The 15,186-nt window shown below is 68.4% G+C and carries 11 protein-coding genes; 6 read left to right on the top strand and 5 right to left on the bottom strand.

Annotation, left to right across the window (positions count from 1 at the left end; all coding sequences use genetic code 11):
- The first annotated feature begins 113 nt into the window (after positions 1 to 113).
- Positions 114 to 1,145: a LacI family DNA-binding transcriptional regulator gene (locus FGL91_RS03260; RefSeq protein WP_131493592.1), complete on the top strand. Its 1,032-nt coding sequence runs from the start codon at positions 114 to 116 to the stop codon at positions 1,143 to 1,145.
- A 51-nt stretch (positions 1,146 to 1,196) separates the two neighbouring features.
- Here FGL91_RS03260 and FGL91_RS03265 read toward each other — a convergent pair whose 3' ends face one another.
- Entirely contained in the window at positions 1,197 to 2,507 is a 1,311-nt protein-coding gene (locus FGL91_RS03265) for a glycoside hydrolase 5 family protein (RefSeq protein WP_153243064.1), read from the bottom strand.
- 177 nt (positions 2,508 to 2,684) lie between these two features.
- Here FGL91_RS03265 and FGL91_RS03270 point away from each other — a divergent pair, with 177 nt between their 5' ends.
- Genes FGL91_RS03270 through FGL91_RS03285 form a run of 4 tightly spaced genes read left to right on the top strand, consistent with a single transcriptional unit; the run spans position 2,685 to position 9,045 of the window.
- On the top strand, positions 2,685 to 3,986 hold the full coding sequence (locus tag FGL91_RS03270) for an ABC transporter substrate-binding protein (protein WP_153243065.1): 1,302 nt from the start codon (positions 2,685 to 2,687) through the stop codon (positions 3,984 to 3,986).
- A gap of 3 nt (positions 3,987 to 3,989) precedes the next feature.
- The gene (locus tag FGL91_RS03275) at positions 3,990 to 4,916 is read left to right on the top strand and encodes a carbohydrate ABC transporter permease (RefSeq protein WP_131493597.1); all 927 of its coding nucleotides are present in this window, start codon (positions 3,990 to 3,992) and stop codon (positions 4,914 to 4,916) included.
- The gene (locus FGL91_RS03280; RefSeq protein WP_081997105.1) at positions 4,913 to 5,848 is read left to right on the top strand and encodes a carbohydrate ABC transporter permease; all 936 of its coding nucleotides are present in this window, start codon (positions 4,913 to 4,915) and stop codon (positions 5,846 to 5,848) included. The genes FGL91_RS03275 and FGL91_RS03280 overlap by 4 nt, the downstream gene beginning before the upstream one ends.
- Positions 5,845 to 9,045, top strand: coding sequence for a GH92 family glycosyl hydrolase (locus tag FGL91_RS03285; RefSeq protein WP_153243066.1), 3,201 nt, complete (start codon positions 5,845 to 5,847; stop codon positions 9,043 to 9,045). Before FGL91_RS03280 ends, FGL91_RS03285 begins: the two co-directional genes overlap by 4 nt.
- Here the strand turns inward: FGL91_RS03285 and FGL91_RS19005 are convergent, their stop codons facing one another.
- A complete protein-coding gene (locus tag FGL91_RS19005) occupies positions 9,046 to 10,179 on the bottom strand; it encodes an endo-beta-N-acetylglucosaminidase H (RefSeq protein ID WP_227991833.1) in 1,134 nt (377 codons plus the stop codon).
- Positions 10,180 to 10,480: 301 nt separating this feature from the next.
- Here FGL91_RS19005 and FGL91_RS03295 point away from each other — a divergent pair, with 301 nt between their 5' ends.
- Positions 10,481 to 10,726, top strand: a complete 246-nt coding sequence (locus FGL91_RS03295) for a hypothetical protein (RefSeq protein WP_047524493.1) — start codon at positions 10,481 to 10,483, stop codon at positions 10,724 to 10,726.
- A gap of 24 nt (positions 10,727 to 10,750) precedes the next feature.
- Here the strand turns inward: FGL91_RS03295 and FGL91_RS03300 are convergent, their stop codons facing one another.
- The 3 genes from FGL91_RS03300 to FGL91_RS03310 form a co-directional block, all read right to left on the bottom strand.
- On the bottom strand, positions 10,751 to 12,385 hold the full coding sequence (locus FGL91_RS03300) for a fucose isomerase (protein ID WP_153243067.1): 1,635 nt from the start codon (positions 12,383 to 12,385) through the stop codon (positions 10,751 to 10,753).
- Positions 12,382 to 13,905 (bottom strand): FGGY-family carbohydrate kinase, encoded by a 1,524-nt coding sequence (locus tag FGL91_RS03305; RefSeq protein WP_153243068.1) that lies wholly within the window; start codon positions 13,903 to 13,905, stop codon positions 12,382 to 12,384. The genes FGL91_RS03300 and FGL91_RS03305 overlap by 4 nt, the downstream gene beginning before the upstream one ends.
- Before the next feature lie 119 nt (positions 13,906 to 14,024).
- Positions 14,025 to 15,011: a LacI family DNA-binding transcriptional regulator gene (locus FGL91_RS03310; RefSeq protein WP_131493606.1), complete on the bottom strand. Its 987-nt coding sequence runs from the start codon at positions 15,009 to 15,011 to the stop codon at positions 14,025 to 14,027.
- Positions 15,012 to 15,186: the final 175 nt, after the last annotated feature.

The following is a 15,186-nucleotide window of genomic DNA, read 5'->3' on the forward strand; positions in this document are numbered from 1 at the left end:
GCGAACCCGTGTGATGAATGCTATCCGATTTACTAAAACGATCTAGTGAAGAGTCTAGAACACACCCGATCCGCCTTCCACGGGGCTAAACCGATCAAGTAGGGTGAGGGACTATGAGTCCGGCGAAGCGCGTCACGATCGCCGACATCGCGCGCATGGCCGGGGTCTCCCCCGGCGCCGTCTCCTTCGCCTTGAACGGGCGCCCCGGAGTGAGCGAGGAGACCCGGCAACGGATCCTCGCCGTCGTCGAGGAGAACGGCTGGCAGCCGAGTTCAGCGGCACGCGCCCTCGTCGGCGCGCGGGCGAACACCGTCGGCTTCGCACTCGCGCGCCCCGCGCGCTCCCTCGGATCGGAGGCCTTCTTCACCGACCTCATCGCCGGTATCGAATCGCGTCTCTCCGAGAGCAAGGTCAGTCTGCAGCTGCGTCTGGTGGCGGACATCGCGGAGGAGATGGAGGTGCATCGGCAGTGGCGCTCGTCCAACCAGGTCGACGGTTTCATCTTCATCGACCCGCGCGACGACGATCCCCGGGCCGACCGCATCGCCGCCCTCGACGCCCGCGCCGTGATGATCGGGTCGAAGCCGTCTCCCGACGGGACGGTGCCCAGCGTGTGGATCGGCGACGACACGGTGGCGGAGACGCTCTACTCCTATCTCGCCGCACTCGGGCACGTGCACATCGCCTACGTGGCAGGACCGGCGGAGCTCGAACACACCCGGCTGCGGGCCGAGGTCTTGGAACGCCTGTCGGCCGACGGCGTGGAGGGCGAGGTCATCACCACCGACTTCTCCCCCGCCCGCGCCTCCGCCGTCACGCGGGCGCTGCTCTCCGGACGGCGGCGACCCACCGCGATCGTCTACGACAACGACGTGATGGCGGTCGCCGGTCTCCGCGTCGCACAGGAGATGGGACGCAGGGTTCCCCGCGACGTCTCGCTGGCCTCCTTCGACGACTCGGTCATCGCGGGGCTCATCAACCCGTCGATCACGGCGATGACGCGCGACACCTTCGAACTCGGCGAGCGCGCGGCCACCCTGCTGCTCCAGCAGATCGAAGCGGGCGCGAACCTGCCGAGCGTCGAAGGCCCGACTCCCGTGCTCACGGCGCGCGAGAGCACGGCCCCGCCCACGCGCACCGACTGAACGTCAGGCGTCCTGAACCTCAGGCGTCTTGAACGTCAGGCGTCCTGAACGTCAGGCGTCGACCACGGTGTTGACCGACCCGTAGGGATCGACCGCGCCCGCCCGCAGATCGGGGCGGATGAGCCGGCGGATGCCACGGGCCTCCCGCACGGCGGGATCGAGCGCGTCACGCGACGTGATCACGGCCGGGTCCAGCCCCGCGGCGCAGGCGTCGACCCAGGCCTGGAACACGGGACCACCCGGGCTCAGCGCGGCCCGACTCACGGGCACCTCGCGCTCGTCGACCTCCACCACGATCGCCGTCTCCCGCGCCGGTGCCGCGACACGCTGCCGCAGCTCGGGGATCACCTCGGCGAAGCGTCGACCGAGGGGCTTCGCCGCACCGTTCTGATCGATCAGGCCGAGGGTGTACTCGAGTTCGGGGAAGTCACCCAGGTCGCGACTGACGTCGTGCGAGCACCACCACGTGACGCCCCAGAGGTTGTCGGTGCGCAGCGCGGAGCGCACGGTCGCCTCCAGGAAGTCCGGCATCTCGTCCTCCGTCAGGCAGTTCGACGGGGCGCCGACCTCCTGCAACCACACCACCCTGTCCGGATCGGTGGCGAACGCGCGGGAGAGCTCGATCAGGTACTCGGCGTGCCGGTCGGAGGCGATCGATCGTCCTCCGTAGCGCTGGGCGGTGCCGTTGAAGATCCAGGAGTGGATCGTGGTCATGGCGCCCAAGCGTGACGCGTGGGCCGGCGTGAAGCCGTGGCCGTCCATGTACCAGACGGCGTCGTACTCGCTGTGGACGTGCGGGAAGCCGGGCGCTGCGGCGTCGGCTGCCGACAGCAGGGCGGAAATCCAGCCGCCCGCCTCGTCCGGCGTCACCGGCCAGGGCGACGGATGGGTGTGCGCGGAGAACTGGTTCGTCTCGTTCCCGAGGGTGAGCCCGAGGAAGTTGGGGGCATCGCGCAGCGCCCGGCCGAGCCTGTCGACGAGCGCGACCTGACCCTCGAGCGCTCGGGGATCGGTGAACATGTTCTTGTTGTGCCACGTGTACAGCCACGACGGCACGAAGTCGAAGCTCGACAGATGGCCCTGGACCACGTCGATGCTCGCATCCATCCCGAACTCGCCCGCGATGTCGACCACCGCACGCACGTCGTCGACCGCCTTCTCGCGGATGAGGGTGCGATTCGGCTGCAGCACGGTCCACAGCGGGAAGACCCGGACGTGATCGAGCCCGAGCTCCGCGAGAGCCGCGAAGTCGCGACGCACATCGTCCGGGGTGAAGTCGAGCCAGGAGTGCATCCAGTTCTTCGACGGCGTGTAGTTCGCCCCGAACCTCAGGGGAGCATCGAGGGCGCCGCGCTGCGTCATGTAGGACCTTTCGGACAAGCCCCGAGGGGGGACGGATCTGCACCACTATAACGCTTGAGCGCCGACGATCGCACACACTTCTTGACAGAAGGAGAATCGGATGGTTTCATCTGCTAAAGCGTTGTAGTCCATCGACCGGACACCACGCGGAATCGCCCGCCTCGAGGAAGAAGCACGATGAAATCTCCCACACGCATTGTCGCTCTGGCAGCCTTCAGCATCGGCGTTCTGGCGCTGACCAGTTGCACGGGAGGCGGAGGGGCATCCGGCGCCTCGGGCCCCATCGACACGTCCGGCGAGCTGAGCGGCACGATCCAGTTCCAGACGTGGTCGCTCAAGAACGAGAAGTTCACCCCGTACTTCGAGGATCTGATCGATGCGTTCGAGAAGGAGCACCCGGACGTCACCGTCGAGTGGCTCGACCAGCCGGGAGACGGCTACCAGGAGAAGATCCTGAGCCAGGCGAACGCCGACACGCTCCCGGACGTGCTGAACCTGCCGCCGGACATCGCGTATCCCCTGGTCGCTGCGGGCAAGCTCGTCGACCTCCAGACGGCGGATCCCGAGCTGGAGTCCGCCTACAACGCCGGCGCGTGGGAGGCGTACAGCGCGTACCCGGGCATCGACGGCACCTACGGCCTGCCCTGGTACCTCTCCAGCGACGCCTCGTGGTGGAACCTCGCACAGCTCGCCCCGTACGGCGTCACGGAGGAGAACCTCCCGACCACGGTCGACGAGCTCCTCACCCTCGCCGAGGAGGTGGCCACGGAATCCGGCGGCAAGGTCCAGCTCCTGTCCTCCATCCCCGCGCTCGACACCTTCACGGCGGCGGGCATGGAGGTCATCAACGCCGACGGCGAGTTCGACTTCAACACCGACGAAGCCGCCGCGATCATCCAGAAGTACGCCGACGCCTACGCAGCCGGAGCCATGCCCGCCGAGGCCCTGACCGGCGACTACGGCGGAAACGCCGAAGCCTACATCCAGGAGAAGGTGGCCTTCACGACGGGCGGCACCGGCTTCACGACCGACCTGCAGAAGGATGCACCCGCACTGCTCGAGAACACGGTGGCGACCCCTCGCCTCGGGGTCGCACCCCTCTACGTGCAGGGTCTCAACGTCTCGGCCGACTCCGACAACAAGGAGGCCGCACTCGCGTTCGCCGAGTTCGCGACGAACCAGGAGAACCAGGTGGCCTTCTCGTCGCTCGCCGTCGGCACCGCTCCCGGCACGGCGAACGGCGGGGATGAGGTCGTCGAGAACATCGCGTCCTCCGTCACCGACGAGAAGCAGCTCGCGGCGATCGACACCGTGTTCGGCGCGATGAAGGATGCGAAGGCCCTGCCGTTCCAGTGGACCTCCGACATGGCGACCTACATGACCCAGCAGATCGCCCTCGCCGTCAACGGTGAAGCGGACGCCAAGGCCCAGCTCGACAAGATCGTCGAGTACGCCAACGCCAACCGCGTGGACCAGTAAGCCATGCGCGCGAACACCGGCATCCGCGACCGCGGATCGTCGATGAGATCCCACCGATGGTTCACTCCGTGGCTGCTGCTGGGCCCCGCCGTCGCCTGGGTGCTGGTGTTCGCGCTCTGGCCGTTCCTCAACACGGTCTTCCTCAGCTTCACCGACGCCCGGCCGCTGCGGACGCCCGAGTTCGTGGGGGGAGCGAACTACGAGCGCATGTTCGGCGACGAGATGTTCTGGAATGCGCTGACCACGTGCCTCATCTACGTGGTCGTGTGCGTGCCCCTGCTCACGATCCTCCCCCTCCTCCTCGCCCTGCTGGTGCAGAAGAAGCTCCCGGGCATCTCGTTCTTCCGCACCACGTTCTATTTCCCCGTGATCGCCTCGGTGGTCGTGGTCGCCCTCATCTGGACCTGGCTCTTCGACAGCCGCGGCATCATCAACCAGACGCTGGAGTTCCTCGGTCTGATCGACAAGCCGATGGCCTTCCTCGTCGATCGCTGGCTGCTGCTGGGCTGCGCGATCCTGCTCACGGTCTGGAAGGGCTTGGGCTACTACATGGTCGTGTACCTCGCCGCGCTCGGGAACGTCGGCAAGGAGCTGCACGAGGCCGCGATGCTCGACGGCGCCGGGGCCTTCCGCCGCTTCCTCTCGGTCACGATCCCGTCGGTGCGAGGAGCCATGCTCCTCATCGCGGTGCTCATCGCCGTGTCCGCGATGCGGGTCTTCGCCGAACTCGACGTGCTGTCCAAGAGCACCGGAGGGCCCGGCGGGTACGACATGTCGCTCGTGATGCTCATCCGCCAGGTGGGGTCCGGCCTGAACGGGAACATCGGCTACGCCTCCGCGATCAGCGTGGCGCTGTTCCTGCTCACCCTCGTGCCCCTCGCCGCGATCGCCGTCATGAACCGTGAGAAGAAGGCGAAGGTCTCCGCATGAGCACCCTCACCCCGCAGCGCCCGGCCGACGACACCCGGTCCCCCGACGGCCCGGTGTCGCCCACGCGCGAGCGCATCTTCCGCCGTCGCGGCTCCGGAGACTTCAGCACACCGAGCCTCGGCGGACTGATCGGGCGCTATGCGCTGCTGCTGTTCGTCCTGTTCCTCGTGATCGGGCCGTTCATCTGGCAGCTGTCCACCTCTTTCAAGGGCCCGCAGGAGAACATCTACTCCTTCCCGCCCGAGCTCATCCCCCGCGAACCCACGCTGCAGAACTACAGCAAGGTCGCCGACATCGTCCCGGTCTACCTCTACGCCTGGCACTCGCTGCTCGTCTCGGTCGGGACCGTCGTGAGCAACGTCGTGCTGTCGACGTTCGCCGGATACGCGCTGGGATGCATGCGATTCCGGGGCAAGTGGATCGTGATGGGGATCCTCCTGTCCACTCTGCTCTTCCCCGGCGAGGTGACGGTGACCAGCAACTTCCTCACCATCCGCGCACTGGGACTCGCGGACACCCTCTGGGGCGTCTTCCTCCCCGGAGCGATCAGCGCGATGAACGTGCTCCTTATCGCCACCGCGTGCCGCATGATCCCGAAGGACGTGCTGGACGCCGCGACGGTCGACGGGGCCACCACGTGGCAGCGCATCCGCCACATCGTCTGGCCGAACATCCGCGGCATGGTCTCCGTGGTCGCGATCTTCGCCTTCATCGGTGCCTGGGACGACTACCTGTGGCCGCTCATCGTCCTGTCCGATCCCTCGAAGTACACGCTGACGGTGGGCATGGCCTACCTCAACAGCAGCTTCTCCGTGGATCCGCGCCTCATCGCGGCCGGCACCATGATCGCCCTCGTGCCGATCGTGATCATGTTCTCCTTCACGCAGCGGTTCTTCTTCAAGGGCGTGCAGGAGGGCGCGATCAAGGGGTGAACGCCGTGCAGCTCCTCCCGGCGGACGGGCCGGCCGATCCCCCGTCCTCCCGCCCGCGCTCGGGAGTGCTCCCGGGTGCGGTGTTCGCCTTCGCCTTCGACCCGACCGGCGGGGTGCAGCGGATCGATGCCCCGGGTCTCGCCGACATCGAGATCACACCCCACACGGTGCTGCACTGGGCCTTCTACGCCGACGGGCCGGCAGCGACCCTGGCGCCGCACGCCGCCCTCGCGGTTTCGGCCGACGTGCGCTTCGACGACGGATCCCGGCTGAGCGACGACTCCGCGGTCCGCGACCGCTACGACTTCCCGATCACCGCCGATGCCCAGTTCGCCGCGCGCTGGAGCATGCCGGAGCAGTGGAATGCGGACACCGTCTCGCTCGCTCCCCACGCCGGAGGACGCGGCACGGTCGAACTCGTGCTCGGCGCCGACGCGCTGTCCGACGAGGCGGATGCCGCAGGCGTCACCGGCTTCGTGCAGGTCCTGGTCGAGGAGCGGATCGCACCGGGCGTTCCCACCCTCACCCCCGTCGACCGCGTCGACACCCGACGCGGCACGCATGCGGGACCGCGCTTCTCGCGGGGCAACACCATCCCCGCCGTGGCTCTCCCGCACGGGTTCACCTTCGTCACGCCGGCCACCGACGCAGCCGACTCCCGGTGGCCGTACCGGCCCTTCGTGCACGACGACGCGCAGGGACGCCGACTCGAAGCCCTCCAGTTCTCCCACCAGCCGAGTCCCTGGATCGGCGATCGCTCGGTGCTGCAGCTGATGCCCTATCTGGCAGATCCTGTGTCGAGCCGCGAGCGACGCCGGCGCTGGATCGTGCCGGGGTCCGAACGCGCGCGTCCGCACGAGTACGCGGCGGACCTCGGCGATGGTCTGACCGTCGAGATGACCGCGACGATGCACGCTGCCGCCTTCCGGGTGCGGTGCGCGGACCCCGACGCCCCGATCGGCTTCGTCATCGATCAGCTCACCGATGAGGGCCAGCTCGCCTGGACCGGCGCAGACGCGTTCGAGGGATGGATCCCGGAGGGCTCGGCGGACTGGGGCAACGCGCCGCGGTGCTTCTTCGCCGGCACCGCCCTGCGCCGCACGGACGACGGCGTGATCGAGCGCGGCCCGCTCGATGACGACGGACGCGGTCGGGTCGCCGGGTATGTGGGCGGACGCGGATCGCTCGAACTACGGATCGGGATCTCCTTCCTCTCCGTCGCCCAGGCCCGGCACGCCCTGGAGACCGAGGCGCCCCCGACCCGTCCCTTCGAGGAGTTGCGCGCCGAGGGCGCCGCGATCTGGAATCGCCTGCTGGGCCGGGTGTCGATCCCCCCGCTGCCGGCGGAGGAGATCCCCTACCGCGGTCTCGCCGATGAGGAGCACCGCGCCCGGATCGCCGCAGCACTGCATCGGATGCACCTGTACCCCAACAGCGCCGGGGAGAACGTCGGCACCGCGGCGGAGCCGCGCTGGCGATTCGCGGATGTCTTCTCCGACTCCGTCGACACGGTCGCCGACGGGGAACTCGTCGTGAACAACGGCTACTGGGACACCTACCGCACCGAGTGGCCGGCGCTCGCCCTGCTCGATCCTGCATCGACCGGCAGGCTCCTCGACGGCCAGCTCGAACAGTATCGACGCGGAGGATGGATGGCGCGGTGGAGCGCGCCCGGCTACGTGGACAGCATGGTCGGCACGTCCAGCGACCAGATCTTCGCCGATGCCGCGCGCTGGGGTGTGAGCTTCGACCGTGAGACCGCGTTCGACAGCGGATGGCGCAACGCGTGCGAGCCGGGTCCGGATGCGCGACGGGGACGCAAGGGCATCGATCTCGGCCGATTCACCGGCTACATCTCGTCGGAGACGCCCGAGGGCATGAGCTGGAGCATCGAGAACGCACTCAGCGATGCCGCCCTCGGCCGGTTCGCCCTGCAGCTCGCCGTCGGCGCCGGATCGGCCGAGGAAGCCGCTCGCTACCGTTGCTTCGCACGCTACTTCGCCAATCGCTCCCGGTCATATCGACAGCTCTTCGACGACGGCACCGGGTTCTTCCGCGGGCGGGATTCGCGCGGGGCGTTCGCTCCGGAGTTCGACCCGCGGGCCTGGGGCGGGGACAACGTCGAGACGAACGCCTGGGGGATGTCGGTGGGGGCGGTGCACGACGGAGTCGGGCTCGCCGCCCTCCACGGCGGACCTGTCGGGCTCGGCCGTCACCTCGATGCCCTGTTCGCCGAACCCGAGACCGCGGACGAACGGTTCGCCGGCGCATACGGCACCGTGATCCATGAGCAACGGGAGGCCAGGGCCCTGCGCTCCGGGATGTGCGCGCTCTCCAACCAGCCCGCACACCACATCCCGTTCATGTACGCGTTCAGCGACCGCCCGTGGCAGTCCGCTCCGCTCGTCCATGAGTTCGCGGGGCGGCTGTTCGCCGGGGCCCACATCGGTCAGGGCTTCCCGGGCGACGAGGACAACGGAGAGATGAGCGCCTGGTGGCTGTGGGGCGCACTCGGGCTGTACCCGCTGGAGCTCGCATCGGGCCAGCTGCGGATCGGATCGCCGCTCTTCGACGACATCCGGGTGGATCGGGGGGACGGCTCCTCCCTCCGGATCCGCTCCCGGCGACGGTCCGCCGGGGCCCACATCCTGCAGGAGGCATCTCTCGACGACGTATCCCTCGCCTCCGCCGACCTCCCGATCGATGCGCTCGTGGGGGATGCCGTCCTCGACCTCACGTTCGGGGACGACCCGGCGTCCGCGCTCGAGAAGTCCGGGCGCTCTCCCGTCCTCCGTGCGGTCCCGTGGTGCGCCGATCTGACCGCGACCGAGGGCGAGGTGATCGCCTCGGCTCTCGTCGCCCACCCCGAGCGGGTGTTCGACGACGGGGCTCCCTCGGGTCGTCCTGGCGTCGTCCTGCGCCCCGGCGACTGGGTGGGGTGGCGGTTCCCCGAGGCTCGCGGGATCAGCGACGTCACGGTGACGACGACCGCCTCCGCCTCCTCTGCCGCGCTGCACTGGGAGGCCCTCGGCCCGGATGGGCACTGGCGGACCCTGGCGCCGACGCATCGGGAAGAACTGCGGGCCGACCGCACGACGCCGTTCACCCTGGTCGAGCGGACCGTGACCCCGGCGCTCCGCGTGCGTGCGGAGTCCGAGGTCACGATCCGTCAGATCGAGCTCTTCGACCTCGTGTGATCACCCGGTGAGGGTGAAGAGCACCTCGGTGCGGTTTCCCGACGCGTCGAACACCTCGAGCACGTTGGTTCCGGCCACCGCACCGAAGACACCCGGCTTCACGAAGTTCAGGTCGCTCCAGGCGTTATCGGTCAGATCCTTCGGCACACCGTTGACCGACAGCCTGTCGACCTTGCCGGCGTCGTACAGCTTGAAGCTGACCTTCGAGTACGCGTCGGGAGATCCCGTCGTGAACGACTCCCCCGGCTTCACGGTCACGGTCGGAGCCGTGCGATCCCGCGGAGCGGCGCGATACTCGGTCGGCTCCCCCTTGAGCTCCTGCGTGATCCCCGAGAGGTACGCCGACTGATCCGTCGCGGTCAGGTTGTACGCCACGTAGACCCCGTATCCGTCGGCGACCGTGCGTCGGGCGAAGTCCGCGGCGGTCGCGGCGCTCGTGTTCGCCAGGTCGATCGCAGCGGCACCGAGGCGGGTGCGATCTTCGAGCCCGGGCACCGTGGGGGCGTCGTACGTCGGGTAATAGGGGTTCCAGGCGTAGTCGATCACACCGTCGACGTCGAACGCATCGAAGTCGGTGGTGGTGTAGGACGGGCCGATCGCGTAGAGGCTGATGATCTTGTCCGATCCCAGGCGCTCGCGCAGCGCGGTCGCCAGCCAGCCGAACGACTGCGCGTTGGGCTGCGGGGTGCCGTTCGCGCCGTAGTTCGTCCACTCGTCGTCGAAGTCGATCCCATCGAGGCCGTAGGTCGTCACCGCATCGGCCAGCTCTGCGGCGAAGGCGTCCGCCGCGGCGAACGAGGTGAAGTTCGCGAAACCCGCACCCTGGTGGTTGCCGAGCACGGAGAGCAGCACCTTCGTGCCCTGTGCCTGCAGCGGACGGATCTGGTTCTCCGCGTCCTGGAGCGTCTCGGTGACCCGATCATTCAGGTGCAGATACGCCTTCTCTCCGTCGTAGTTGATGTTGGCGGCGAAGATCATCGCGAGGTCGACGGCGGCGCGCCCGGAATCCGCGAGGGTGTAGTCGGCGACGTTGGCTAAATCGTTCGAGTTCACCTCGACATAGACGGCGAGCTGGGGGTCCGCCTCCACCCCCTCGGCAGCGGTCGCGGGTGAGGCGGTCGCGACGAAGGACATCGCGATCACCGCACTCGCGGCGACAGTGAATCCCTGTCGTAGACGGTGAAGCTTCCTGGAATGTGGCCGACTCATGGCAGATCGTCTCCCTCTTCATCGAAATCGAGATCAGGCCGCATCAGAGCGACCTGCCGCCGACTATATCGCTTAAGTAGAAGCCTGTACAGATCGGACGAAGGACGACACCTCTCTGTTCCTGCACCCGGTCAGCGATCCGTGGGTTGTACACGTGCGCCGGGTTCTCCACGCGCCGGAACCGGAATACCGTGACATCGTGACCTTCCGGAACGACACTGGAGGCATGCGCTTGAACGACCCGCAGGTATGGACGCTGATCGGAGTGTTCGCCGCCGTCATGCTCGGCGGGATGACGCTCATGACCACGCAGCTCAGTCGCATCATCCGCGCCGAGACCGATCGCATCCACGGCACGCTCTCCGCGCGCATCGACGCCGTCGTCGACCGCCTTGACCGCATCGAGGCGAAGGTCGACGACCTCGACAAGGAGCTCACGAACCTCGCCGTGCGGTTCTGGCGCTCGCAGTGACCCCTCCGGGCTTCCCGTCACCCCTCAGAGGGTGACGTCGCCCACCAGATTCACCTGGATGCCCATCCCCGCGAACATCGAGGCTTTCGCGATGAGTGCCCGGTCGGCCGTCTCGGCATCCGGTGCGTAGACGAGCTGCGCGTGGTTGGCCTTGTGGCGGGCCATGAACTGATCCCGCGAGACGCCGTGCAGCACCACGTGCGCGATCGGCCACTCCGGGTTCGTGGCATCCTTCCGGCGCTGCGTCTCGTCGGCCGGGAGCTCGACGACCGAGGCACGGAAGATGTCGGCCTGCAGGACGCCGTCGGCGATGAACACCCGCGACAGCACGATCTCCCCCGGCTGGGAGACCCCGTTGATCGTCGCACCGCCCGCCGGGAAGAACACGTGGCCCTGACGCCATCCCTCCGCGTTCTGCCACCCGCCCAGGTGCGAGGCGGGGACGGAGCCGGAGATCTCGTAGACCCACACGAACTCCCCGTCGTACTCCTCACCCCACCGCACGTCGTGCAGCGTGTTGTCCGGCACGAGTCCCATTGCACGCCACACGCGGTCGGTCACCAGCGCGTCGACCGCCACGCCCTCATCCGCTTCGTTGAAGTGCGGGAAGGCGCGTCCCTCGTGCAGCACCCGGGCACCGTCGCGCGACCTCACCGGCGGGCGCTCCGTCGAGTTCAGGATGCCCTCGGCCAGGTCGGACGCCGGCACCAGGTCCTTCAGACCCTGCTGGTACTGGATCCCGACGGCGTCGAGGCCGAAGTCGTCCGCGATACGAAGCGCGGCGATGTACATCTTCAACTGCCACTGCACCTGCTCGCGCGTGAGCTCGGTGGCGGCATCCGTCCCGAAGCGGAACGTCATGCCCGCATCGATCAGCCAGTCGTACGCGGCGTCCGCCTCGTCTTCGGTGACGGTGAGCATCTCGGCGTAGAGCGCCGACTGCGACAGCCGCTCCTTGTAGATGCCCGTCTTGTTGAGCAGCTCGTCGTCGAAGATCGCGTTGTACATGCCCATGCAGCCCTCGTCGAACACGCCGATGATGGCCTTCTCGGCGAGCAGCTCCGCGGCGAGCGCCTCGCCCAACTGCTTCTCGGGGCTGTCCGGCAGCTCCGGCAGGGGACGCACGTGCGAGGCGTCGTGCGCGATGGAGCCCGTCTCGGTCCACTCCCGGATGCCGTTCCGGAACCACTCGTCGGTGAAGTCGACCGACCAGGTCGTGGCGTACGGCTTGCCCATCTTGGTGAGGCCCGCGTTCAAGCCGAGGAGGCCGACGAGGCCGGGCCAGTCGCCGGCGAAGTTCGCGACCGTGAGGATCGGGCCCTCGTGGGTGCGCAGACCGGCGAGCACATGGTGGGAGTACTGCCAGTTGGCGATCGCGACGATCAGAGGCGCGTCGACCGGGATGCTCCGGAAGACCTCGAGCCCCATGCGCTGGCTGGAGATGAAGCCGTGACCGGTGGCGGGATCGACGCCGAAGGGACGGATCACCTGCCACCCGAGGTCGTCGAGCACACCGGTGACCCCGGTCTCGAGCTCGACCTGAGTGGGCCAGCCCGCGACGTTCGCCGACTCTCGCAGATCACCCGAGGTGATGAGGTACGCCGTCTTCGGGGCGGCAGCCGGACGCGATGCCGGGGCCGGCAGGGTGTAGGTGGTCATGATTCCTCCGGTGTTGGGGTCGGGGTGAGCGGGGAGCCGCCTCGCTGTGCGGCCGCGAGTTCGTGCACCACGGGTCGGGATCCCTCATAGAGCCGCCGGTAGCGCGCGAACAGGGAGTCATAGAACGGTCGCAACCCGTCATCCGGGCGGATCCGCTCTGACATGGGGTTCCACTCCGTGATCGCCGGGCGCTCGTCGGGCACCGCCGTCGCGGTCGCCGCGAGAAAGGCCGCTCCGTAGCTCGCGCCGATCGTGGTCGCAGGCACCTCCTGGACGAGGCCGGTGACGTCGGACACGACCTGGAGCCAAAGCCGACCCTGTGTTCCGCCCCCCACCGCGACGATGCGGCGGATGTCGGCGCCGGCCGCCCGCATGGTCTCGACGTTGTGCCGCACACCGAGTGCGGTCGCTTCTAGCATCGCTCGGTAGAGGTCGCCGCGCGTGTGCTCGAGTGTGAGCCCGGCGATCACGCCCCGGGCGTCCGGGTCCTGGATCGGCGTGCGCTCGCCCGCGAAGTAGGGCAGCACGAGAAGGCCGCGCGCTCCGGCACCCGACGCGGCAGCCTCGGCGAGCAGTTCAGGATAGTCGGCACCGGTCAGCCCTTTGAGCCAGGCGGTCAGAGCCCCGGATGTCGACAGCCCGCCGGCGAGGTTGCGCGTACCGGCGAAGGCCCCCGCCGTGGTCCACATGGACGGGGTCCGCAGGGTCTCTTCACCGGTGGCCACGAGGAACATGGTCGTGCCGTACATCAGCATCAGGTCGCCGGGCTCGTGCGCGCCGACGCTGACAGCTTCCGTCCAGGCATCGATCGTCCCCGCGATCACGGGCGTTCCCAGAGGGATCCCGGTGACCGATTCTGCCTCAGCCGTCACCTCTCCGGCGATCTCCCCCGCCCACTGCAGGCGCGGCTGCTCGATGCCCCCGGCGTACCGCTCCCACCACGGGTCGTGCCACCGCTCCCCCTCGATGTCGTAGAGAGGAGAAACCTGGCTGGCGGACTGGTGATCGAGCACGTACGCTCCCGTGAGCCGACGGACGAGCCAGGACGCCGGCATGTACAGACGTCGTGCGCGTTCCCATGCCTCGGGCTCCTCCTCCGCAACCCACGCGATCTTCGGTCCGCCCGCCTGCGAGGTCAGTGTCGACCCTCCGACACGCGTGATCTCCTCGACACCGAGCTCATGCGTGAGACGCTCGATCTGCGCGGTCGAACGGGTGTCGACCCCGTACAGGATCGCGGGGCGCACGGGGGCGTCCCGTTCATCGACGAGCAGGACACAGGGTCCCATGCCACTGACCCCCACCCCCACGATCTCGGCCTCCGGGACTCCGGCGAGCAGTTCGCGCACGATCGCGACGAACTCCTCCCACCAGATCGCGGCGTCCATCTCGACCCAGCCGGAGTGCGGTCGTTCCACGTCATGCGCCCTGGTCGCGGATGCCGCGATGACGCCGTCGGGCCCCACCAGCACGCCCTTGCTGCTGGACGTGCCGATGTCCACCCCGAGGGTGCAGCGCATGGAGTCCTCCTCCTGCCGGGACGACCGAGTCCGTGGCTTGTTCGACACTGTACGCGAAATCGATTTCATGATGCAAGGGCGTGCGCGCTCCCGCATCGACCCTTCCGGTCGCGGTCCGCTCAGCGCCGGGTGGCGCTGGCCGGCTGGACCTCGTTGCGCAGCACGACAGTGCGAGCCGGTTGCGTATCGCCGTCGATCCGATCGAGCAACATCCGCGCCGCGGTCACGCCCATATGCCGCGCGGGCAAGCGCACCACGGTCACGGCTGTCGGAGAAAGCGTCGTGAACGGCAGAGAACCGATGACCGCCACGCCGACGTCCGGCGGAGTGAGCCCATGCTCGGTGAGCACCTGGATAGCTCCCACACCGATGAGGTTGTTGCCCGCGACGACCGCATCGGGCGGTTCGCGAAGCGCGAGCAGCTCTTCCATCGCCGACCGACCACCGTCGACGCGGAACGTCGTGAAGCGCTCGAGCTCGTCGAGGGCGTGACCGGGGTGCGCCGAGGCGAGCACAGAGCGCCAGCCCGCGGCGCGTTCAGCGGCGGTGTCGATGTGCGCGGGGCCCCCGATGTAGGCGATGCGGCGGTGCCCGGCGTCTATCAGGCTCCGGGTGGCCGATGTCCCCGCCGACCGATTGGCCATCATGACGCTGTCGATGTCGTAGCTCGTGCTGCGATCGACGGCCACGACAGGGCGGCCGGTGGCGAGGACACCGTCGAGGTCGGAGCGCTCATCGGCTGTCGCGATGATCACTCCGGACATGTTCTCGGCGATCGCGATCCGCAGATAGGTGGCCTCCTTCTCCACCTGCGCGTCCGAGTTGCAGAGCACGACCGAGTATCCGGCCTCGGAGGCGACATCCTCCACGCCGCGCGCCATCTCGGTGAAGTAGGGATTCTCGATGTCGGGGATCACGAGCGCGATGACCTCGGAACTCTGGCGCCGTAGCGTGCGGGCGGTGCGATTGGGAGTGAACTTCAGCTTCTCCGCGGCGTTGCGCACGGCCGCCACCTTCTCCTCGGACACGTTCGTCCCGTTGAACACGCGCGAGACTGTCGCGGGCGAGACCCCCGCGAGTTCGGCGACGTCGTAGATCGTTGCCATGCGCTCCCCTGCTCCCCGCTGACACCTACTCCCACCGACCGCGGCCGGTGCTGCAACAGTATCGCGCGGGGACCGGAATTCCTTGCGCGGGTGAAATCGATGCCAGGGTCGCAAAGCCGCTACCGAGAGCTCTCCGCCTGCGCGTGCGCACCAGCGTCGCCTCACCGGCAGCCGT

Origin of the sequence: Microbacterium sp. CBA3102 (assembly GCF_007954505.1) — a bacterium.
GTDB lineage: Bacteria > Actinomycetota > Actinomycetes > Actinomycetales > Microbacteriaceae > Microbacterium > Microbacterium aurugineum.

Bases quoted from the DNA above. Each gene is read 5' to 3' on its own strand.
- FGL91_RS03270 (WP_153243065.1), top strand. From the start codon at position 2,685: ATGAAATCTCCCACACGCATTGTCGCTCTGGCAGCCTTCAGCATCGGC.
- FGL91_RS03295 (WP_047524493.1), top strand. From the start codon at position 10,481: ATGCGCTTGAACGACCCGCAGGTATGGACGCTGATCGGAGTGTTCGCC.
- FGL91_RS19005 (WP_227991833.1), bottom strand. From the start codon at position 10,179: ATGTCCTTCGTCGCGACCGCCTCACCCGCGACCGCTGCCGAGGGGGTG.
- FGL91_RS03310 (WP_131493606.1), bottom strand. From the start codon at position 15,011: ATGGCAACGATCTACGACGTCGCCGAACTCGCGGGGGTCTCGCCCGCG.
- FGL91_RS03275 (WP_131493597.1), top strand. From the start codon at position 3,990: ATGCGCGCGAACACCGGCATCCGCGACCGCGGATCGTCGATGAGATCC.
- FGL91_RS03265 (WP_153243064.1), bottom strand. From the start codon at position 2,507: ATGACGCAGCGCGGCGCCCTCGATGCTCCCCTGAGGTTCGGGGCGAAC.
- FGL91_RS03260 (WP_131493592.1), top strand. From the start codon at position 114: ATGAGTCCGGCGAAGCGCGTCACGATCGCCGACATCGCGCGCATGGCC.
- FGL91_RS03305 (WP_153243068.1), bottom strand. From the start codon at position 13,905: ATGCGCTGCACCCTCGGGGTGGACATCGGCACGTCCAGCAGCAAGGGC.
- FGL91_RS03280 (WP_081997105.1), top strand. From the start codon at position 4,913: ATGAGCACCCTCACCCCGCAGCGCCCGGCCGACGACACCCGGTCCCCC.
- FGL91_RS03300 (WP_153243067.1), bottom strand. From the start codon at position 12,385: ATGACCACCTACACCCTGCCGGCCCCGGCATCGCGTCCGGCTGCCGCC.